General features: G+C 35.7%; 13 protein-coding genes and 1 tRNA gene. 4 read left to right on the forward strand and 10 right to left on the reverse strand.

Going from position 1 to position 24,317, the window contains the following annotated elements:
* Both ACKI2W_RS04765 and ACKI2W_RS04770 read right to left on the reverse strand, forming a co-directional pair.
* Window positions 1–10,926: beta strand repeat-containing protein (locus tag ACKI2W_RS04765; RefSeq protein WP_407379765.1), on the reverse strand; the 10,926-nt coding region annotated here is incomplete at its 3' end.
* Between the two features lie 151 nt (window positions 10,927–11,077).
* Complete coding sequence (locus tag ACKI2W_RS04770) at window positions 11,078–12,676, reverse strand: bifunctional N(6)-L-threonylcarbamoyladenine synthase/serine/threonine protein kinase (RefSeq protein WP_407379767.1); 1,599 nt, start codon at window positions 12,674–12,676, stop codon at window positions 11,078–11,080.
* Between the two features lie 64 nt (window positions 12,677–12,740).
* Here ACKI2W_RS04770 and ACKI2W_RS04775 point away from each other — a divergent pair, with 64 nt between their 5' ends.
* Both ACKI2W_RS04775 and cobT read left to right on the forward strand, forming a co-directional pair.
* The gene (locus ACKI2W_RS04775; RefSeq protein ID WP_407379769.1) at window positions 12,741–13,238 is read left to right on the forward strand and encodes a hypothetical protein; all 498 of its coding nucleotides are present in this window, start codon (window positions 12,741–12,743) and stop codon (window positions 13,236–13,238) included.
* Window positions 13,235–14,308, forward strand: a complete 1,074-nt coding sequence (gene cobT / locus ACKI2W_RS04780) for a nicotinate mononucleotide-dependent phosphoribosyltransferase CobT (protein WP_407379770.1) — start codon at window positions 13,235–13,237, stop codon at window positions 14,306–14,308. Before ACKI2W_RS04775 ends, cobT begins: the two co-directional genes overlap by 4 nt.
* A gap of 22 nt (window positions 14,309–14,330) precedes the next feature.
* On the opposite strand, the gene uppP is transcribed toward cobT, so the two are convergent.
* Window positions 14,331–15,164, reverse strand: coding sequence for an undecaprenyl-diphosphatase UppP (uppP, locus tag ACKI2W_RS04785; protein WP_407379772.1), 834 nt, complete (start codon window positions 15,162–15,164; stop codon window positions 14,331–14,333).
* A gap of 10 nt (window positions 15,165–15,174) precedes the next feature.
* On the reverse strand, window positions 15,175–16,098 hold the full coding sequence (gene ilvE / locus ACKI2W_RS04790) for a branched-chain-amino-acid transaminase (RefSeq protein WP_407379774.1): 924 nt from the start codon (window positions 16,096–16,098) through the stop codon (window positions 15,175–15,177).
* 102 nt (window positions 16,099–16,200) lie between these two features.
* On the opposite strand from ilvE, the gene ACKI2W_RS04795 reads away from it, so the two are divergent.
* Together ACKI2W_RS04795 and ACKI2W_RS04800 are read left to right on the forward strand one after the other, a co-directional pair.
* Window positions 16,201–16,272 (forward strand) — tRNA-Val (locus ACKI2W_RS04795).
* Between the two features lie 224 nt (window positions 16,273–16,496).
* Window positions 16,497–17,327, forward strand: coding sequence for a F420-dependent methylenetetrahydromethanopterin dehydrogenase (locus tag ACKI2W_RS04800; RefSeq protein WP_058738263.1), 831 nt, complete (start codon window positions 16,497–16,499; stop codon window positions 17,325–17,327).
* An 83-nt stretch (window positions 17,328–17,410) separates the two neighbouring features.
* Here the strand turns inward: ACKI2W_RS04800 and hisB are convergent, their stop codons facing one another.
* From hisB to ACKI2W_RS04830, 6 genes are all read right to left on the reverse strand, one after another.
* The gene (gene hisB / locus ACKI2W_RS04805; RefSeq protein WP_407379777.1) at window positions 17,411–17,989 is read right to left on the reverse strand and encodes an imidazoleglycerol-phosphate dehydratase HisB; all 579 of its coding nucleotides are present in this window, start codon (window positions 17,987–17,989) and stop codon (window positions 17,411–17,413) included.
* Between the two features lie 40 nt (window positions 17,990–18,029).
* Complete coding sequence (locus ACKI2W_RS04810; RefSeq protein ID WP_407379779.1) at window positions 18,030–18,230, reverse strand: 4Fe-4S binding protein; 201 nt, start codon at window positions 18,228–18,230, stop codon at window positions 18,030–18,032.
* Window positions 18,231–18,246: 16 nt separating this feature from the next.
* A complete protein-coding gene (locus ACKI2W_RS04815; RefSeq protein WP_407379781.1) occupies window positions 18,247–18,939 on the reverse strand; it encodes a TOBE domain-containing protein in 693 nt (230 codons plus the stop codon).
* Between the two features lie 68 nt (window positions 18,940–19,007).
* A complete protein-coding gene (locus tag ACKI2W_RS04820) occupies window positions 19,008–20,570 on the reverse strand; it encodes an oligosaccharide flippase family protein (RefSeq protein ID WP_407379783.1) in 1,563 nt (520 codons plus the stop codon).
* Between the two features lie 89 nt (window positions 20,571–20,659).
* On the reverse strand, window positions 20,660–21,115 hold the full coding sequence (locus ACKI2W_RS04825) for a hypothetical protein (RefSeq protein ID WP_407379787.1): 456 nt from the start codon (window positions 21,113–21,115) through the stop codon (window positions 20,660–20,662).
* Between the two features lie 53 nt (window positions 21,116–21,168).
* Window positions 21,169–24,033, reverse strand: a complete 2,865-nt coding sequence (locus tag ACKI2W_RS04830; RefSeq protein ID WP_407379785.1) for an FmdE family protein — start codon at window positions 24,031–24,033, stop codon at window positions 21,169–21,171.
* Window positions 24,034–24,317: the final 284 nt, after the last annotated feature.

Raw genomic sequence — 24,317 nt, forward strand, 5'->3', positions numbered from 1 at the left:
ATCAACAGTTACATTATCACCAACAACAACACTAACCGGACTAACCTCAATACTGATAGAGGAATCAGATAAATTCTCATCAGTAATATTCTCATCGGATTGATTGTTATCAGCAAAGTAATAAGCTAAAACATTACTGGTAGATCCATTCAACTTAGAATTACCTTCATAAACGGCAGTGAAATTAAACCAGCCGGATTCGGAAATCTTAGCAGTTAACCCTTTTCTGGATTCGGTAGACAGATAATTAACAGGTAATTTACCCATCAAAATATCAAATTTACCGGTATCCTCATTATAAGCAAACAAACTGATAGTCTCATCAGATGCAACAAAACTACCGATAGAGTCGCCTAAAGCACCGCTGGATAAAACAGCAGCAATACTGATATTATCACCGACATTCAAACGAATGACACTGCCGGAATTATAGACATCAACTAATGAGAGTTCAGTAGCATAAGACTCGTTTTCGGTAATATTCTCATCAGATTTAGCGAATACATAAGTTATGGTATTACTTGTATGGTTGTCTGAAGACATCATTTCATATGAATGAATAAGATTTACTGTATAAGTGTTTGCTTCAGTTGAAGTGAAATCTATGAAGTAAGAATAACTTCCTTGCACAACATCAGTCATTGAAATTGATTTTCCTGTAGATATTCCATTCATATACAATTCAAGTTTACTGAAGTAACTATATGATGAATTATCGTTTAATATGTACTCAATTACCGCTAATTCACCTGTTTTTAAGTAAATAGTAGTATTATTCGGATAGTTTCTATCTCTGATTTTTATTATAGCAGATGAAACCTCAGGAGATACACTAAATTCATCTTCACTAACAGTTAAATCATAATTTGCATTATCAAATGTGGTTTTTGTTTTATAATCACCTGCAGGTAATGTAATAGTACTGTTTCCTTTACCGCCAATTACATTTACTGAAACGTTATTTCCATTAACATCTACTGTGTAAACACCATCTACATCAGCTTCAACAATTACTGTTACGCTTTCAGGATAGGTAACATCATCCACAGTAACCTTAGCAGATTTTTTAACTGGGTTGACTGTTAAAGTAGTCTGAGCAGTAGCGTCCGGTGAATTACCTGAATACTTAGCAATGATTGTGTAAGTATCAGCATCTAGATTGTCTAAAACTAACTTTTCACCCACATTAATGGTCTTGATTATAGTTCCATTACCATAAGCAAATTCAATAGTACCCGTTACTCCTTCAGGAAGACTGTAAACAATCTCAGCACTTTGAGTGTAATTAATAACACTAGGAGAAGCCTCAATACTGAACTCAGTCACATCAAGACTAACTTCAAATGAAGTGGTATTTGAATCAGCCTTATAATTGCTATTACCAGCAAATTCAACAGTTGCATTATATTTGCCGATTGCCAATTTACCTGCATCGAAAGCACCTGAACCGCCATTAACTGCAACGGTAATAGGAGCATTATCACCAATAGTGACATTGTATGATCCATCGACACTTGCATATACAATACCTGTCACATTAATTGACGGATTAGTATCCTGTATTTCAATACGTAAATCATCCAATACGCCCTGAGTTATTTCAAAGGCTGTTGTGTTTGAATTATTCGGATATGATTTGGAAACTACAGTAGCATCGTAATTACCGACATCCAAAATATCCAAAGTGAATACGCCTGTACCATTGGATACTGAAACTGTGTAATCCCTATTGACAGTTACTATGTAAATACCATCTTCACTTGCATAAACAGTACCGTTTGCAGCATTAGGGTAAGCAGCATCATCAATTACAACTTTGATTTCATCTAAAACAACGACTTTTTCAGTTACGTGGAATGAAATAACATTGCTTTCACTTGCCTGTAAACCTTTAATGTTTCCATTGTAACTTACGGATACATTATACCATCCTTCAACAGTTGCAGGAATTACAATATAAGACATTCCATTTGAATTCAATGGAGAGGAACCGGATGCTTTTGATCCGTCAGGATAGATTAAAGTAGCAGTAATGGAATCAAGCACATTACCCTCAGAATCATAAGTCAGATATTCAGAAATATCATCCAAATCATCAGATGACAATTTAACAATAACAGTCAGGTTTCCAGGAGTTGTTTCAATAATACCAGTTCTTTCAGTAACATTCTCATAAATACTCAAATCAGTCTCATGAGCAACAATAGGCTCACCGGAAACAACATAAGTTAAAGTATTACTTGTTTCATCATATGCCGGAGCAAATGGTGGGAAACCTTCAGAAGTGTATTTTGCATAGAACCTCCAGGTACCAGGAGTCAATTTAAACTGACCGCCAATAGTAGTGTACTGACTACCATCAGTAATAGTAGAAGTATTCCACATTGCAACGTCATTGCAATAAATAGTGATTAAACCATTTACATTTACCACATCCAATTTATATTGAATAGTAGCAACGCCTTCATCATCAAATAAGATAGTTGACTGGCTTGGATAGTAATAATCCCTTATTGTAATCACATCAGAGACAACAGAATTGTCAATGACAGCAAATACTGCATCTTTACTTACATCAGAGTAATTAGCATTAGTCCATGATAATGCAGCCTTATATGAACCAGCAGGAACAGCAACATCCGCAGAAGCACTGCCATCATCACCAACAGTTAAAGTGATTGATGAGACGGATGAATCATTGAATGAAACAGTGTAAGTTCCAGGAAGAGCATCTACAACTGAAATAGTCACTTTATCAGGCAAAGTAGTTTCAGAAGCAATTACCAAATCAGCATTGTTAACGCCTTTGTTGACACTGAATTCAGCTTCGCTTACAGAGACATCATAATTGCTATCACCAAATGAAGTTTTCGTTTCATAATCTGCAACAGACAATTTGACTGTATTGTTTCCTTTACCGCCAATCACATTTACTGAAACTTCGCTTCCATTAATATCTATAGTGTAAATACCATCTACATCAGCTTCAACAATTACGGTCACTTCACCAGGGTAAGTGACATCATCCACACTAACCTTAGCAGATTTTTTAATAGGATTAACTGTTAAAGTAGTCTGAGCAGTAGCGTCCGGTGAATTACCTGAATACTTAGCAACAATAGTGTATGTATCAGCATCCAAAGCATCTAAAACTAAATTTTCACCAACATTGATTGTCTTAATCTTAGTTCCATTACTGTAAGCAAATTCAATGGTACCAGTTACTCCATCAGGAAGACTGTAAACAATCTCAGCACTTTCAGTATAATTAATAACACTAGGAGAAGCCTCAATACTGAACTCAGTCACATCAAGACTAACATTAAAGTCTGTAATGTTAGAGTTAGCTTTATAATTGGTATTACCTGCAAATTCAACAGTGACATCATATTTACCGATTGCCAATTTACCAGCATCGAAAGCACCTGAACCGCCATTAACTGTAACAGAAATAGGATCATTATCACCAATAGTGACATTGTAAGATCCGTCTATACTAGCATAAACAGTACCTGTCACGTTAACAGAAGGATTAACACTAGGAATTTCAACTCTTAAAGTAATCTCGCCCTGATTAACAGCAAAAGTATCATTGTTAATAGTTAAATCATAGTTATCATTAACATATGAGACTTTAGCATCATATGAACCAGCATCTAACTTGATTGTCTTATTACCACGGCCGTCTTTGACTTCAACAGTCACTGGAGTTGTATTGACCATTACAGTGTAAGTATCGTCAATAACGGATTCAACAATAATAATTGCTTCACCAGGATAAGTAACATCATCCACAGAAACAGTAACTGTAGCACTACCTTTATTAACTGTTAAAGTAGTGGAATTGCTATTGTTAGGATAATCTCTGGAAGTTACAGTAACATCATAAGTATCAGCATCTAAAACATCAACAGTGAAGTCTTTGCTGCCGTCTGTCACATTTACTTCATAGTCCTTATTATTGATATTTACAATGTAAATTCCATTTTCACTTGCATAAACAGTACCGGTTGCATTGTTAGGATAATCAGCACTTTGCATTACAACTTTAATAATATCAAGAATTGTTTCTTCTTCAGTTACGTAATAAGAAATTACATTACTGTCACTGGATTGCAATCCTTTTGAATTTCCGCCATATGAAACAGTAAAGTTATACCATCCTTCAGATGAAACAGGAATTATGGCGTTTGCAAGACCATTTTCATTTAACTTCAATGTTCCCAATTCATGAGATCCACTTGAAGTAATCTGATATAAGGTTACATAATCTTCAATACCGCCTGTGGAATTTGTTTCAAAGTAATTTGAAATAGTATCGCCCAATTCCACTGAGGATAAGTTAATTAAAATACTTAAATTGCCAATAAATTTATTGACAACACCAGTTGCACCAGTATCGTAATCTGAAACAGTCAAGTTTGTTTCATATTTTTCAGCTGCAGAAACTTCATAAATCAAAACATTACTCCAATACTTTTTATCAGATGAATAACGCAATGTTATATTATGTAATCCAGGTTCATTGAATCTAATCTTATCGCTACTATATAAATAGAGATAATATGACTGTCCACTTCCGTAAGTAGGGCCATAATATAGTTCACCATCAACATAAATTGCCATTGTTGCAAAATTATTGTAAATTGAAGTATCTATAGTATAATAAATGCTTGAGATTTCGTATTCTTCATCACAGCTGATTTTATCTTGTCCTTGAGAATGTTGATTGTCCCAAATGACTACCAGTACCTGTTCTTCCAACACATTAAAGTTAGCTTCTTTATTCACATCTGAGTAATTAGCATTACTCCATGACAAAGTAGCCTTATAGGAACCGGCAGGAAGATCAACAGATTTAGAAGCAGATCCTGAATCACCTACAGTTAAAGTAACTTCAGTGTTTGCCGTGTCGTTTAGACGAACAGCATAATCGCCTGCAACTGCATCTGATATTGAAATAGTTACTTTATTAGGTAAAGTAGTTTCAGAAGCAATTACCAAATCAGCATTGTTAGTACCTTTATTTACAGTAAATGTAGCATCAATCACACTCAAATCATAATTATCACCATCAGGATTAGACACACTAGTAGCACTATAAGAACCAGCAGCCAACTTAACAGACTTGGAACCGCTACCTGAAGAACCAACATTGACAGTGACCTGAGTATTTGCAGTATCATTTAAAACAACAACATAATCACCAGCTAAAACAGCATCAACATTAATAGTTACCTCATCAGGATAATCAGCACCACTAGAAGAAATAGTGACAGCATTTACATCTTTTACAACATTAAAATCAACATCCTGGCTAACATCACTATAATTAGCATTAGTCCAAGTCAAAGTAGCCTTATAAGAACCAGCAGGAATAGCCACATCACTAGAAGCACTGCCACTGTCACCAACAGTCAAAGTAACACTATCTAGAGAAGAATCATTGAATGAAACAACATAATCACCAGCAACAGCATTATTAACAGCAATAGTTACTTTACTAGGAAGAGTAGTTTCAGAGGCAATAACCAACTCAGCATTATTAACACCTTTATTTACAGCAAATGTAGCATCAGTCACACTCAAATCATAATTATCACCATCAGGATTAGACACAGTAGTAGCACTATAAGAACCAGCAGCCAACTTAACAGACTTGGAACCACTGCCAGAGCTAACAGGAACAATAACTTCAGTATTAGCGGCGTCATTTAAAACAACAACATAATCACCATCCAAATCGGCAACCACATTAATAGTTACCTCATCAGGATAATCAGCACCAACAGATGTGATAGTGACTGTATTTACATCTTTTAAAACTTTAAAATCAACATCCTGGCTGACATCACTATAATTAGCATTAGTCCAAGTCAAAGTAGCCTTATAAGAACCAGCAGGAATAGCCACATCACTAGAAGCACTGCCGCTATCACCAACAGTCAAAGTAACGTCTGCAATAACTGAATCATTAAATGAAACAACATAATCACCAGCAACAGCATTATTAACAGCAATAGTCACTTTACCAGGTAAAACAGTCTCAGAATCAATAATTAATTCAGCGTTATTAGTGCCTTTATTTACAGTAAATGTAGCATCAGACACACTCAAATCATAATTATCACCATCAGGATTGGACACAGTAGTAGCACTATAAGAACCAGCAGCCAACTTAACAGACTTGGAACCGCTACCTGAAGAACCAACATTGACAGTGACCTGAGTATTTGCAGTATCATTTAAAACAACGACATAATCACCAGCTAAAACAGCATCAACATTAATAGTTACCTCATCAGGATAATCAGCACCAGCAGATGTGATAGTGACTGTATTTGTTCCTTTTGATACTGTGAAGGTTTTTTCTATGTTTACATCATTATAATTGTCAGCTTTCCATGTTAAAGCAGCTTTATAATCACCGGCAGGAATTAGAACACTATCGGATGCTGAAGTTTCACCGGAATTAACTGTTAAAGTCAAGTCCGGAATGGATGAAACATTGAATTTAATGGAATATGTACCTTCAATTGCATTAGTAATTGCGAATTGAACCTCATTATCATAAACGGTATTTTGAGCAACATCAAACTCTACCGGATTGGATAAAGCATTAATTGTTACCACAATAGGATCTGAAGTCGCATCAGCATAATTGTCATCAGCAGCAGTATATTTGGCTGCAATCTGATGTGTACCTGCAGGCAAAATGACATTTTCTAAAGTTTCACCAACATTAATCGGATTTCCAATATTTGTGTTGTTTGAAGCATAATAGAATTGAATTGTACCTGTAGCGGTTGCCGGAGTAATTTCATGAGTAAATGAAATTGGTGATCCATATTCAACATCATTAGAGCTTGAATCGATTGTTAAAGTAGTACCGTCGATTGTAACATCGAATAAAGTTGAATTATAAGCGCTTGAGTAGTTTCCAATAGCATCAATGCTTACGCTTGCATTATAATTGTCTTTAACATCTAAAACTCCAAAAGTAAATGCTTTGAAACCGGTTTCATCAATAACAACGGTTGTTTTGGTTTCTCCATCCAATTTTACAGTGTATGTTCCAGGCACATTGGCACGTACTGTACCGGTTACCTCATTCGGATAAACCTTGTTTTGAACTTCGATTGACAAACCTATTTCAGCAGTGTTTACTGCAATTTCAATAGTATCGCTTGCGGTTTCATAATCATCATTTATCAATTCCAGTCTAAGAGTGTGTGTAGTAGCAGACAATGATGGAAGTTCAATCCATTCATTTGCATTTCCACTAGCTATCTCATTTTCGCCTTCATATACTTTAACGGTTCCGCTGACGTCACTTGTTCCTTTTACAGCTATTTTTTCACCATAAGTAACAGGCAGTGTTTCATTAGCTGAAGCGGATACGGTTGCTGTTCCTTTGACAACAGTGAAATCAATATTCTGGCTTACATCACTGTAATTTGAATTAGTCCAGGTTAATGTAGCCTTATAAGAACCTGCAGGAATATATACGTCTTCAGAAGCACTGCCACTATCACCAACAGTCAAAGTAACGTCTGCAATAGCTGAATCATTGAATGAAACAACATAATCGCCTGCAACAGCATTATTTACTGCAATATTTACCTGATTAGGCAAAGTGGTCTCAGAAGCGATGACAAGAGCTGCATTATTGGTTCCCTTATTTACATTGAATGAATCTGAGTCATTGGCGGTATTATATCTATTTGAAGCTGAAATACTTACGTTTGCAGAATAACCTGTTCCGGCTGCAGTAACCTCACCAGTAACTGTTTTAGAACCGGACAATTCCTCTTCAGCAAATGTCAAATCATATTTCTTACCATTGATATAGACAACATAGTCTCCGGCCACATTTGTTGTAATGACAGCTTCAGGAGCATTAGGATATGTAGCATCCTCAACAGAAATTGACAATTCGACATCATACTTTTTAACCGTGAATGGAATTGTTGCATTGATGGTTGTCGGATTATATTTATCAGCACCATTATATTTTGCAGTAACTTCATATTGACCAGCTTCAAGGTTAGATAAAGTCAATGGAGTATCAATATCTAGAGTGTCTATAGGAGTTCCATTGATGTATGAATATGAAACCGTACCTTCATCCACAACACCATCTGTACTGAATGTGACTCTAGGGGAAATGGATATTGCAGTATCAACCATTATATCATCAGGAGAGATATCTAAAGCAATAGTGGTATCCCATGGAATAACATTTATTTCAAATAAAGCACTGTTACATGCAGCATATCTGGAATCACCAGCATAGCGTGCTGTAATATTATGGATGCCCAATGTAGTAAAAGTAACATCCTTAGTTAATACAATGTCTGATTGAGTACCTGAACCATAAACGGATCCATAACCCAAATCAGTTTCTCCATCATAGAAATGTACAATTATATATTCATAATATTTGTATGCATTAGCCAATGTGGCGGTAAGTGTAACAGTAGAATCGACATATACGGGAGTATCAGCACTTAGTGAAATAGAATTTGAATTTAAAACTGAAACTTCCTTAAATCCGTTAGCAGTATTATAATAGTAGTTTTCATCATGAGCATTTCCATTATATGTCGCATAAACACTTGCCATTTCAGTTGAAGGAATCTGATATGTTGCAGTTTCACCAACATTTATAGTAGCAATTGTTTCCTGATTTTCATAATTATAACGTCTATAAAGAGTAATTGTTCCCACGTTTACATTTTCATTATTATAAGTTACTGTCGGAGTGATTAAAACATAATCCCCTACAATTAAGTTGGTAGCATTTAAATCTACACTTACTGTTGGAGTTACGCTTTGCAATACATTTAAAGTTACATTGTTACTTCTTGAAGCGAAGTATTGGTCATTGCCTGAAAACTCAGCATAAATATGGCTAATACCCAAATCACTTGCAAAATTAAATGCACCCGTATCAACACCGTTTGCCACATCAATTGTATAATCTCCCAAATCATAAATCTGGTCACCGATATGGTCCTGGCTGACTTTAACCTCAACAGCAACGTCACCGTTTACGGTGAAAACAATGCTTCCTGCATTGGATGTGCCTACAGTAACCTCATCTTCCCCATCCAAATCTATATTGATGGTTACATATCCTTTAACTTTGTAATCTTTATTGACGGATCTGCTTGAAGCATGATATCCTGTTAAATCTTCCTGATAAACAGCATAAAATGAATATGAACCAATTGAAGTAGATTCTGGAATCGTATATTCAAAAGCAACACCCGGAGCGGCGCTGCCTATATTATTATCATTTTCATCATAAATGTATACATTACCGCTTGTTACACTGCCGTCAGAAACAGTTGGAGTGATTGAAATAGCCTCTCCCGCACCGACATCAGTCATGTTTAAGGTCAAATCAACACTTGTAGGAGTTAATGCAATATAAGTTGCACTGTTATCAGTTGAAACATAACCGTCAGCTGTGAAAACCGCATTGATAACATGCTCACCGGCAGTTGATGAGGCAATTGTTAATGCCCATCCTTCATCATACGATTTTGTAGCTAAAACATTACCTCCTTCAGCGTATGTGATAGTTCCTGCAGTAACAGGATTATTTTGGCTGTCAAGTACTGTAGGAGTGATTGTTATGCTTTCAGTAGTGTTGATTTTTGAACTGGCGGATAAAGTTAGAGAAGTATCTTCATCTTGAGCAGGAGGTTCAACACCGACATAAATTGTAATGGTATCACTTCTTAAAGTTCCTAATGCAGAAGTGGCTGAATATTCAGCGTAAATTTCATAAACACCTGTTGAATCAGGTCTCCATTGAATGTAATTAGGATAACTAGAGTAGGAACTTGCTTCACTGGTTCCATCGACCCACACTGCAGGCCTGTATCCATAACCTGTTCTGGAGTCTGAAATCTGATTGCCATTTACATAATAAGTTACAGGATTGTAATAACCGTCCCCAGATTGGTAAAGAGAACTTTTGACTTCACTGCCGGACAATCCTAATGTATTATACAGTTTATTATAAAGATTAAAGTTGTAAATAGCATCATAATAAAAAGTGGTGTTATCAGGACCATCTTCTTCATAAATTCTTAAATAATAATCACCCAAATTAACATAAATTGTTAATTCATTGGATTTGATATCATTTTCAATGTCTCCACCAGCAGGCAATACATAATAAATCGTATGTTGGCCTTTTGTTAGAGTAATTGAATCAGCAGTTGAAGTTATTCCATCATAACCCAAGTTTCCATTTCCTTTTGCAACGCCATCAACATAAATCACCGGCCTGCTAGAACCGACCAAAGACTGCAACTGAGAAGCACTTTGCTCAGTTGAAGTGAAAGTTGAGTGAAGATTTAAGGTTACGCTATTTTCGCCATTATATTTAATAGTAGTTTCATCAGGATTATTTTCATCATAAATAGCTAATGTATATGGAGAAGCATCAACAACAATTACCGTAAAAACATCACTAGGATCATTATAATTATCATATGCTATAACTTGATAGGTACCAACACTTGCATATGTATGTGAACCAAAATCTACCCACGAATTTTGATAAGTTCTTTCCGAACTGGATTTAGAACCATCCCCAAAATCAATATAAGTATATGTTGTAAATGTAGTCATAGCTTCAAAATTGATTGAGCCTCCTACAGAAATAGTTTCACTGGTCAAATCAGGATTATTTTTATCCCTAACATAAACATATGTTGCACTTAAAACATCATCGTCATCTAAAGACACACCTACGGGCGTATCAGTTACAATATCATTTTCATTTATCTTAATATTTTCTTGTGAAATATCAATAGTGTCAATTTCCGCCATTGATAGGGTTTCATTAGTATCCACATCGTTTGCCGATGCAGAGCCTAAAGTAATCATAGCGATGGTAAGAATCATCAATAGCATCAATATTCGAGTATTCTTGATACTTACACCTCCCATGCATAAATTTAAAAAAAATCATTTTCTAGACATAATCCCCAAAAGTATTATATCTGATAATATATTTTCATGGGAGAATATTTAAATATTTAGGTATGACTAAAAATTAGTGAGTGTAGCGACCCCGATGTTCAATGTCGGAAATTTTATCAATGATTTTAGGACTGTTATAACCCATTAAAACACTGTCAAAATAGCTTACCGCCTTTTCATAGTCAATGCTTTGAAGAGATTTCTTCAAGACCAGCAAGTCTACGGCCTTGTCTTCGGCCAAATCGGAATATCTGCCCAATCCGAAATCTATGAATACCAGTTCACCGTCACGAAGCATGATATTTGATGAGGTGATGTCTCCATGAATGATGTCTGCTGAGTGCAATTTGGCTATTTCCAAACCGGTTTTATATGCCAAATCATCATCAATGACATCCTTAAGCATTACTCCGTCAATTGCTTCCATCAGTATTGACTTTTCATCCAAATCGACATCATACAATATAGGAGTCCTGACACCCGCCCTTTTGGCATCTGACAATAGTTTAACTTCAAGCTTGCATCGGGATTTCCTGATTTTATTGTCAATTTCGGAAATTCTATAGTTTTTAGGAATTCTTGCCTTTATTACTGCATCATCACCCATATAAGAGCTTTTTATAATATTGGATTCGGCACCTTTTGCAATCAAATCATCGGACAGTTTCAGATAGCTTTTGGTATTGTCAATCCAGGGAATGTCGACTTCATCAGTCCTGAATCTCTGGATAATTCCTGTATCTGCCATTTCCATCGGACCGAACTCTTTGCACATTAATAATCCAAGCCATGCAATCATGACTCCATTGTCTCCGCATAATTTCATTTCAGGCATGTAGAATTTGGCGCCGTGCTCTTCTGACATTGTCCTGAGCATTTCTCGCAATCTGGAATTTGCAGAAACCCCACCGCACAGCATCACTTCATCCTTTTGGGTATGTGAAAGTGCACGCTCGGTTACTTCAACAAGCATTGCAAAAGCTGTTTCCTGAAGTGAAAAGCAGACATCCTCAATATCCGCACCTTTCTGATGCTGCCTTAAAGCCGCTGACAAAAGCCCTGAAAATGAAAAGTCCATTCCCTTGACGACATAAGGCAAATCAATATAGCTTCCCTTTTTAGCCAGCTTTTCAATTACCGGACCGCCTGGATGGCCCAATCCTGTTTCACGGCCAAACTGATCAAGACAGTTTCCGATGGCAATATCTAACGTTTCACCGAAAATCCTGTAGCGGCCGCTTTCATAAGCTATTACCTGACTGTTTCCGCCACTTACATATAATGAAACCGGATTAACTGCACCGGTGTCGAGTTTTCCGACTTCAACATGCCCTATACAATGGTTAACTCCAATTATAGGTTTTTTCAATGATAAAGCAAGAGACCTTGCGGAAGTTGCTACGATTCTCAATGCAGGACCAAGGCCGGGACCCTGGGAAAATGAAATCAAATCAATGTCTGAGTAGTCAATTCCCGCACTTTCAATAGCCTGAGGTATAAGTTTTGGAATCCATTCGGCATGATGCTCAGCGGCTATTCTCGGGTGAATTCCACCCTTTTCGGGATAGAGCTGGCAGCCTTCCATTGCCAGAATGTTACCTTCGCTGTCAACAATACCTACACCAGTCTTTTCTGCAGTTCCTTCAATTCCTAAAGATATCAACTTTATCAACCAAATTAATTTTTTATAACTCATTGCATATAATATTTAATTAATCAGAAACAAAGTGATTAACATGGGATTTTATAACACTAACACTATTGAGGAAAAAAGAGTTAACAAGTTAACAGGGGATATTCACATTAATGATGCTTTTAAAGAGGAAACCCAGAAAAGAGGCATCCCTATTTATGATGCGTACAATATCCAAAAGAGACTGTACCATGAAGTGGAACAGGAAATGCTTAAAGGTGAAGCTGCAGTTGATGCTCGTTTAATGGAGCTTTTAGAAGAAAGAGGTAAAAAGAAAGTTTCCCACAACTATATTGAAGAGGTTGCAGACGATGCTCCAAAAAGCAAAGGAATGATTCCTGCAAGACCTAAGGAAGCGCCGACAAGAAACGAAATACTTGACAGCATACCTCCAAGGGCAAGGGACGGCAAGACATTCAACAGAAAACCTGAAAAAACGACCGCAGACTATCTGAACAGAATATTTTTACAGAATCAGAAGATTATTAATCAAAATAAAAAAGTTATCGAATTATTGACGAAAATAGAGGAAAAATTATGATTGAAGGAATTACAACATATGGATCTGAAGAATTAATGAATTATTTAGCTGAAGTTATTGATCCGGTTTTTATCTGTACCCTTGGAACTACTGAAACATCACTGATTCCGGGTTTATCCGGAGCAGGAGCATCAGCAGAATTAACGGAATATACACCTGCAGCTGATGCTGAGTTAATGACTTTGGGCCATGTTGAATGTATGGAAGAAATTCCCCAAACAGTAGTTGGAAAAGCAGCTGCACCAACACCTGCAATGCTTACAAAAGCCTCTCTAGAAATAGCAGACATCCCATTTATAATTGCTGATGCTGGCTGTAAAATAAAACCAAATATAGAATGCATGAGATTTGGTAATGAATACGGTAGAGACATAAGAACAGGAAAAGGTGTTTTAAACCCATTGGAAATCTATGAAAACGCCCGTGAATTAGGAGCCGAGCTTGCAAGAAGACATCCTATGCTGATTATTGGAGAAAGCATTGCTGCAGGAACAACAACCGCACTCGGGGTTTTAAGAGCTCTCGGATATGATGCCAATGAAAAAGTGAGCGGAAGCATGCCTCACAATCCCCACGACATGAAAACAAAAATAGTGGATGAAGGATTGAAAAATGCAGGACTGAATCCTGAAACAGACAATATTGATGGTCTTCAGGCAATTGGTGCTGTAGGAGATCCTATATTGGCCGGAGTTGCCGGAATGGTTATGGGAGTAGATGAACAGATTCCAATTATATTGGCCGGAGGAACACAGATGGCCGCTGTGTGTGCCATTATAAAATCCATTAAACCAAGTTTTGATTTTAACAACATAAACCTTGCAACAACAGTTTTTGTTGTAGGTGATGAAACTGCAGACCTGCTCGGACTTTTAAAGCAGATTGATGAAGACATTACCCTTCATTCCGTTGACCCTCAGTTTGAAAAATCAACACACGAAGGTTTGAAAAATTATCTTGACGGCTTTGTTAAAGAAGGCGCAGGAGCCGGAGGGGCAATGTTTACTGCACTGGCTCGAGGAGTGCCTGTAGAAAAATTAAGAAAAAAAATAGAAAGAACATGTAGTTAACATTAACTACATCAAACTTTTTTTAGAATATATGGGCAATTGAACCCATGAACACCACAATTCCAACTATCCAGCAGTAATAGGCGAAAATGTCCAAACTTTTATTTTGAATCAAGTCAAGCAGCCATTTAATAGCTAAGTAACCTGAAACAAATGCTGCAACAAAACCCAAAATTATGGCAGCACCATCTCCACTCATAGACAATCCGATATCCTTTAACTGCAATAAGAACGCACCTAAAATAGCGGGAATTGATAAAATGAAACTGAATTTGGCGGCAAATTCCTTGTCAAGACCTATTACAAGACCTGCTGCAATGGTAGTTCCTGAACGGGATAAACCCGGCATTATTGCGCATGCCTGACCAAGTCCCATGAACAGTGACTGTAACCAGCCCATATGGGACATGTCAATCTGGCCTGATGCCATTCTCTGAGACAGATACAATATTGTACCTGTTACAAACAGGAAAAATCCCGGAACATACAATGCGCCTGCAAAAAGAGCATCGACCTGGCTTTCAAAAAGAACTCCTACAATTCCAACAGGAATGGTTGCCAGAATAACATACCATGCAAGCCTTTTATATGGGTCTGAATAAAATCCTTCCTTAAATCTATTCTGCATGATGTCTCCAAGGCTTAGCCACCATGCGCGCAGCATTTTATAAATGTCTGCACGGAAGAATATCAGAACTGCCAGCAAGCTTCCCAAATGAAGGAAAGTATCGAAAGCAAGTGAGCTTTCAACACCCAGCAGATTTTGGATAAAAATTAAGTGTGCGGAACTACTTACAGGCAAGAATTCAGTCAAACCCTGAACTATGCCGATAATAATCCCCTGAATGATATCCATTTTACACACCTTAGATATAATCTAACCAGCCGTATTTATCTTCAACTTTTGCTTCAACAATATCAAAGAATGTGGATTGTATTTTCTCAGCTATTGGACCTCTTTTTCCGATTCCAATAGTTTTATGGTCGATTGATCTGATTGGAGTAACTTCAGCTGCAGTTCCTGTGAAGAATACCTCATCAGCCAGGTATAATCTTTCACGAACGATTCTTTCTTCAATTACTTCATAACCTAAATCACGGGCAACTTTCATGATGGAATCTCTTGTAATTCCTCTTAAGTTGGAAGATCCTAATGATGGAGTATGTAAAACGCCGTCTTCAACTAAAAAGATGTTTTCTCCACTACCTTCTGAAACATAGCCCATGTAATCAAGCATGATAGCTTCATCATAACCATGTTCAATAGCTTCTATTTTAGCCAATTGAGAGTTCATGTAATTAGCACCGCATTTTGCTAAAGCAGGAAAAGTGTCGGGAGCAGGTTTTCTCCATGATGAAACACCGATATCTACACCGTTTTCCATTCCTTCCTCTCCAAGGTATGATCCCCAGTCCCAGGCAGCAATGACTACATTAACAGGACAGTTCAATGGGTTTACACCTAATTCACCATATCCTCTAAATACAATAGGACGAATATAACATGATTCGAGTCCGTTTTCCCTTACGGTTTCTTTAATTGCTTCTGCTATTTCCTCTTCAGTGTAAGGAATTGGAATATTGTATATTTTTGCAGAGTCAAACAATCTTCTTACATGTTCTTTTAAACGAAATACTGCTACACCGTTTTCATTGCTGTATGCACGTATACCTTCAAAAACACTTGTTCCATAGTGAACTACGTGGGAAAGTGAGTGAATTGTTGCATCTTTCCAGTCTACGAGTTCTCCATCCATCCATACTTTACTTGCGCTATCATCCCAAGCCATAATTATCACATCTTTTTTTCTAATTAAATATATTGAATTTTTTTTATTTATAATTATCCTACGAAACACTTAAATAACATTAACTTCATAATATAATTTGTTGGTTCCGTGGTCTAGTGGTATGATACCTCCCTTACAAGGAGGGGATCACGAGTTCGAATCTCGTCGGAACCACTGCTATTTTTTATTAATTTTAATATTTTTTCTAAGAAATTTCAATTAAATAATGTACAAACATTTTCATATTTTTTAAACATTTTAATAGAATAATAATGATTTTTTATACAATTGAATAATTTTTATAAATATTTTTTATTAATTGAACAGAATAATTAAATAATAAGATTTAAATAATTTTCTTACCATATTTAATATTACAAATATAGGAGATTTTTAATATGGTAGTTAAAATTGCTATTATAAAAAGTGGTAACATTGGTACTTCACCAGTTATCGATTTATTGTTAGACGAAAGAGCAGACAGACCAAATATAGATGTTAGAGTATTTGGATCTGGAGCAAAAATGAACCCAGAACAAGTAGAAGATGTTGTCCCTAAAATAGACGCATTTGAACCTGATTTCGCAATATTCATTTCTCCAAACCCAGGAGCACCTGGTCCTGCTAAAGCAAGAGAACTCTTATCTGAAAAAGACTTACCTGCAATCATCATTGGTGACGCACCAGGTAAAGGTAAGAAAGATGAAATGGATGAACAAGGCTTAGGTTACATTATCGTTATGTCTGACCCAATGATCGGTGCTAAAAGAGAATGGTTAGACCCAACTGAAATGGCTATTTTCAACGCTGATATCTTAAAAGTATTAGCAGAAACCGGTGCATTAAGATTAGTACAAAAAACCATTGACGGTGTAATCGCTGCTGCTGACGCTGGAGAAGAAATCGAATTACCTAAACTCATTATTACTGCTGAAAAAGCTGTTGAAGCTGCTGAATTTGCTAACCCATACGCAAAAGCAAAAGCAATCGCTGCATACGAAATGGCTGGATCTGTCGCAAACTTAGACATGAAAGGTTGTTTCATGACCAAAGGATTCGAAAACTTCATTCCTTTAGTTGCTGCTGCACACGAAATCGCTGCTGCTGCTGCTAAATTAGCACAAGAAGCAAGAGAATTAGAAAAATCAAACGACACAGTCTTAAGAACTCCTCACATGAAAGAAGGAAACCCTGGTCGTAAAACCGATTTAATCTCTAAACCAGAATAAGTAGATTACTTCTACTTATTTTTTTAACTTTTTTTAAAACCTGAAATTAACCAAAAAAATAAGAAAGCTATTATTGAAATAGCTTATAAAACGCCTTTTGTTGACGGTACCTGATTGTGCTCAACTTTTACGGCATCCTTCATGGCTTTCGCAAATGCCTTGAAAACAGCTTCACACTTGTGGTGATCGTTTACTCCTTTTACTTCCCCATAGATATTTAGTTTTGCTGAAGAAGCAAAGGATTCAAAGAAATGAACAACAATATCGGCCGTCATGTCACCAATCTTTTCATTTTTAAAGTTTAAGTTCATGTTACAATAGCTACGTCCGCTTATGTCTATGGCAACTGTTGCTAGAGATTCATCCATCGGAACGATTGCATGAGCCATCCTTCTGATGCCTACTTTATCTCCGATGGCCTGACTAAAGGCTTCCCCCAGTAAAATTCCAACATCTTCAATGGTATGGTGATCATCAATCTCAATATCTCCTGAAGCGGTTATCTCCAAATCAATCATGCTGTGTTTTGAAAAAGCCTCCAACATATGATTGAAGAAATTTACTCCTGTGGAAATATCATACTTTCCTTCACCATCCAGATTCATTTTAATTTTTATATCTGTTTCAGATGTTTTCCTTTCAACGTCAGCTATTCGACTCATCACAATTACCTTCCAAATTATTAATTCTAGCTTTAATTATTCAGTCCTTAGGACCATCACGTATGATTTTAATACAGTCTGTAGGACATTTCATTGCACATAGTGTACAAACATGACAATATCTTAAATCCAATATATGTGCAACGTTAGAAATCTTCCAAATTTTATCTGCTTTTGGACAAATCTCATAACATTTACCGCAGGCAATACATTTGGATTCATCAATCTCAATTTGTAACATGAACTCACCTAATTAACTACAATTTTAAGGTAGCCACAGACATTGCCTTAAATCCTATGTATATTTCCTTACCAATAGTGAGATTCAATTCCTTCTCTGCAGATACAGTAATGTCTGAATAGACATTTACTCCCCCAACATCCACATTGACACGGATAATCTCATTATTTAGTCTCATTTCGACAATAGTACCCTTAATTATATTACGGATACTTGATTTTTGAGGTTCAAGCATTAAAAAGATGTTATCATAACTGATTAACGCCAAAACCTTGTCGCCCACTACATAGTTTTTATTTAAAGGAATGTTAACTTCAAAGCTCGTCATTTTAACAGTCATTACCCCTTTTGATTCATCGATTGCTAAAACTTCGGCTTCAATCTCATTAACATCCTTGTGAAGCTCCATAATTGCATTAATTTTTTTACACTCTTTTAAAATGGAATAACCTTCCTCGGTCAAAGTAGTGCCCCCACCACCACCTTTACCACCTTTAGAAGTACTCACAATTTTTACTTGAAGAGTGGATTCTATTTTATCAATATAGTTCAGTGCAGTCCTATAAGATATTTTAACTATTTTAGCAGATTCCGTTAAGGAACCAGTGTCCAAAATAGACTCCAATAGTTGGTATTTCTTATTATCTAGTAGAAAAGAATTACCATCTACATTAATCTTATATTCAACACCTGCTTTTACATCAGTCATATTATAATCCTCCAAAGATATATAACATGTTTATTTATGATTTTTATATAAAATAAGGTTTACTATTATTATTTATTTCTAAACTCCAATTTTTCAACAAAATTAAGAAGTTTATTTGCAATAACAGAAACGGGGCCGAATTTGGAAGACAATTCCCTTAATGATGCTATATCTTCCTTTGTGAAAAACCTGACTAAAATTAATGCAAAGAAATAAACAACAATACATGCTATAATGCCAGGGAATAGCCATAATGTAGTTTTTGGAATAATCAAAGCAAAAACACCCATGATAAGAGATGCAGCAATGATTTTTATTACAGATAACTTTTGAGCCTTGGCCTTAGTCAACTTGAATACAAAATAAATCACAGGCACCATCATCACAAAACATCCTATTGTAGTACCGAGAGCTCCTCCGGCAATTCCCATGAACGGAACTAAAATCCAGCACAATATTCCTGTGACAACAGCTCCAAAAATCAGAATATACATTGGAATACGAGGATTGCCTATACCCTGAACAATACTGGTTGAAATTGAAAATATTGAATAGAAAGTCATACCAATAGCTAAAATAGCCAGTGCAGAAGCACCTGCAACATATTCAGGTTTGGCAAAATAGAGAACTCTCAATGTAGGTGCTGCAAACAAGGCAAGTCCCACACACATAGGCACGACAAAGAGCAGTGAATATTTGTATGACTCATTCACATATCTCTGCAATGCAGAAATGTCCTTTACTTTAAATGCTTCTGAAGAAGCCGGCAAAATTGTCGTAGCTACAGAAATTGAAATCATTAAAGGCAAACGTGCAATAGGATCAGCAGCTGCAAAAAATCCCACAGCATCCAAAGTCAAAAATTTACCCATTACAATAGTACAGATATTATAGATAAGCATTTCGGCAATAGCTGTGATAATAACAGGAATTGAGAATTTAACTAATGTTCCTGCAAGTCTTAATTCATCCTTTCTTGAAAAAACAAAACCCGGAGTGGCTTCCGGAATATATTTAGCCATGTGAAACTTGAAAATATAAACAGCGGCAACAGCGGCCATTGAATAACCTAAAACAGTACCCCATAAAGCTCCGACAGTTGAAAGACCGATTAAAACGAATGCAGTCGCAAACAATATCATACCAAGCTGTTCAATGGCACGGGTATAGAGAATATACTCCATCTTATAAACGCCCTGAAACGCTCCCCGGAATGCTCCGACAATCACACTGAACGGAGTGATAAGGCCAACAATCTGCAAAGGAACCAATGCAATAGGCTTTCCCAGATAACCGTAAGCCAGCCACGGAGCAACAACAAAAACCATCAGAACGCCGAAAAATATTCCCAGAAATACCATGATCTTTAAAGCTGTGTAGATGGTCTGACGAGCCATGTCCGATTCATTGACTGCATTATATTCAGCAACATATTTTGCAATGGCCGGCGGAAGTCCTCCTGCAGCTAAAGTTTGGAATATGCCTTGGAATGGCAAAGTAAGTCCTAAAACACCATACATGGTAGGTCCTAGAAGCATAGCCATCAGAAAACGGTAAACGTAACCGCCGATACGGAAAATTATGTTTCCTGCAAAAATTATTAAACTGCCCCTAATCAACTTATTTGCCATGATAATAACCTATAAAAATTAGTCTAAGTTAATATAAATAGATATTAATATATAAATGTAATTGTTAAAAAAAAGAGAGTAGAAAAAATCTACTTAAATAATTTAAATATTAAAACTGTGGCGGCAAATCCGATAATAAAAACAACGATAAGAATAATGACGTTAGTTAAACTAAATAAATCTGAATTATCTTTAACATCAACATTTGAAGAGTTTACTTCTGAAGTGTTGTTTAAACTTTCATTAGCATCATCAGTTGATTGAATTTCACCAGTCCCGCTTGATTTAACCCCTGATTCAGATGATGAAGAACTTGAGTGAGATGATGAACTACTTTCAGAACCAGATGAATGAGAAGCTGAATCGCTTGAAGAGCTACTGCTGGAATCAGAACTTTGAGAAACAGGAGCTGATGGGGCACTATCGGATGATGAAGAAACCTCTTCAACATATTCAGTTCCATGACCCGGATGGGCAAAAACCATCCCCAAACTAGATAATAAAAATAAAATCGAAATCATTATAGCCAAATACTTATATTTCATATTATCATTCCTAAAAAAAAATAAAAAAAAGATTATGAAAATAATCTTTTAAATTAGTCTTTACGTTTCATATATCCAACACCAAATAAAACACCAATGATTAAAACTCCTACAACTGCATAAATCAAGTTATTATCAGAACCTGATTTTGAAACTGGTTTTTTAGAAATTTCATAAGATTTTGAATCTTTACCAGAATCATCAGATGGAGATTCACTTTCAGAGTCGTCTGAATTAGTATTTATATCGGAAGATGTACTTGCTGGCCTGTTAGATGATGATCCTACACTTGAATAACTGCGAGGTGTATTACTTACACCAGTAGGATTATTAGAATTAGAATTGGAATTTGTATTAGTATTAGAATCCGTATTAGTATTGGAATTTGTATTAGTATTAGTATTATTAGATTCTGCGTTACTATTTTCCTTATCCTTAATTGATTTCAATAAATCTTCTTTGCTTACATCATCCAAACTTCTTAAATATTTAAGGCTGCTGCCTTCACCGCCGGAAGTGATAGTTTGCAATTGTTCTTGAGTAATCCATCTACTATCTGAATGAGCTACTTTGTGATAGTTTTCCGTTAAAATTGGATTATCCCTACCATTATATAAGTCAATGAATGCTTGGATTTGAGCAGCTCTTTTTGATTCTGAAGTAGCGTATGCACTTAAATCAGGACTTGGCCATTGGTAAGAAATAGCAACAGCTTGACCAATGTTATTGGCTGAATCCCAAATTATTAAGATACCTTCTTCATCCAAATCATCAGCGCCTTTATATTCATCACTTGTTAATTTCTGAACAAGATAATTTCCAAGACCTGGAGATACATCTAAGATATATTCAAGACTATCATCTTTACAATACTGTTCATTAGCAATATAGATATAAGATTGGTTTTCGTTTAATGGGAAATTTTCTTGAATATAGTCAACCATGAAAAATCCTGGCTGTACACCCGGACATGCGTGATTGTGGAACAAGAATGACATGATCTGATCAAATGCAGGTCCTGCAGACCATGCATTGGAAATACTTTGAATACTGAAATAATTACCATCAGGGTATGCGTTTGCACTGATGCCACCTGAAATAGCTGAATTATTCAAAGTAGTTATGTTAATATTGTAAACTTGACTTCCATTATACTCACCTATAAAGAATGTTCCGTCTTCATTGTATCTCATATAAATACTCATTAATGAACCGTCATCCTGTTTTAATAAGAAATTAAACCATAATGGTGTCCAAATAGCTTTATGATCAGGCAATAATGTTTTTCTGGATAATCTTGATCCTAACTCTTCAAATAAACCGTCCCAACATGCTTCAGTTGACTGTTCATTAATCATTACATATCCTGCTGAAGTTAAAACCATTAAATTAGGCATATCTTTACGTATTTTTACTCCCAATTCATTTTCATAAATTGATTTTGCAGTACTTGCAGCTCGTTGACCAATAGCTTTGAAGTCATCATAAGTTAATGAACCTTTATTGGCGATGACATTGTCACGGGTAGCATTAGGCAAATCTAGGCTTTGAATATAAGCATAGTCCAGACCATGTGAGTTAGTTGCATTGATAACATGACCTTCACCATCTTCATCATCGTCTTCGATTCCGACTAAGTATAAATACTGTTCTTTGTTTAAGCCTTCTTTCTCAATTAAAATTTTGACTAAACTAGCAGGATTATTGTAAATTCTATTAATCCACCAGGTGTTATATTTTAATTGCTCTAAACTACCGTCACCAGTAATTCCAGTTTCTTTTTCAAACAATGCTTTGTTTGAATCTGAATCATATTCCATTACAATTATTGTACCTTTGTTTTCCTTACTATTCCAACGGACAAATCCAATCATTTTTTCAGTTGCGCCTGTTGAAGTAGTATTAAACCCTACATAAGAAGTTTTTCCAGAAGTTGCATCTAAGAAAAAGATAACAGCATCGTTAGAAGAATCACCAGGAATACCTAAAACTTTATAGGAAGTAATATCGCCCGGAGACTGTTTACCATTACCGCTTTCTTTTATTGGAGGATAATATTGAAGCAATGCTTTAGTTATTGTATAACCGCCAAGAGTTCCTTCACAGATATGTCCATGAAATGCCGCTTCCTGTAAAACATCAAAAGTTACACCATCATACCAGCCGTTAGCTAAACTAGCAAATGAAAATGCATTTTCACCGCCTACAGCTTTATACAATGCATTCCATTGTGAAGTAGTCATGTTTTCTGAGATTGTACCGAGATATACCTCATTCTTATTACCATTTAAGAATATTGCAGCGTTAAGTTCATTGCCTTTTTTAACAACGAAGCAAAAATCAATAGGATCAACTGCTGTTTGACGTAACATCAATATGTTGCCCCTACCATAAGAAATATATTCGGTAGCATAGTTAAGGATTCCATCAATAGCCAGTTCACTGGTTTTACCATTTAATTTAGGTACACCAGCAGTAGTAATTGCTAAAACTTCATCAGCATTTTTAAAATCAAGCAATGAATCTGCTTTAGCAGTAATATCATAACCTAATTTATAGCTGTCTGTTGCTAATAAATCAACATTTACTACAGAATTATTATTCGCATCAACAAGTTTATATTGGGTCATATAACCTGGAGCGGAAATAGAAATATTAAGTTTACTGGAAATCTCAGTGGAATTAATTTTAACATTATATAATTTAGATGAACTATCATAATCCTGAGAAATGATAGAACTATTCACAATGTTGAATGTAGGTGTTATTTTACTAGCATCATCAGCATATTCATAAGCTACAGAAATATCAACTTGAGATAAATCAGTATTTTCTGAAACTAACAATATATCTGAAGATGAATCTGTAATATCGCCATCCTGTGCAGAAACACCAGTCATTACACACATTACTAACATGACAAATGTCACGAGTAAAATAAATTGTTTTTTAATATTTTAGCCTCCCATTTGTATATATCGCGTATTTGTTAACAATCATTAACCAAATACAAAGCAATGTTTGTAGTAATAACGATATATAAATAGTTATTACATATAATAATAATTTTTCAGAAAAAGTATTACTTTACTGCAGATTGAAAAAAATGAAACTAAATTAAAAATACTGAAATATAAAAACAACAATCTAAAATATGAATTATTAACTAAATAATCCACATATTTATAATATTTTTAAAATA

The organism is Methanobrevibacter sp. (assembly GCF_045603845.1).
Lineage (GTDB): Archaea > Methanobacteriota > Methanobacteria > Methanobacteriales > Methanobacteriaceae > Methanocatella.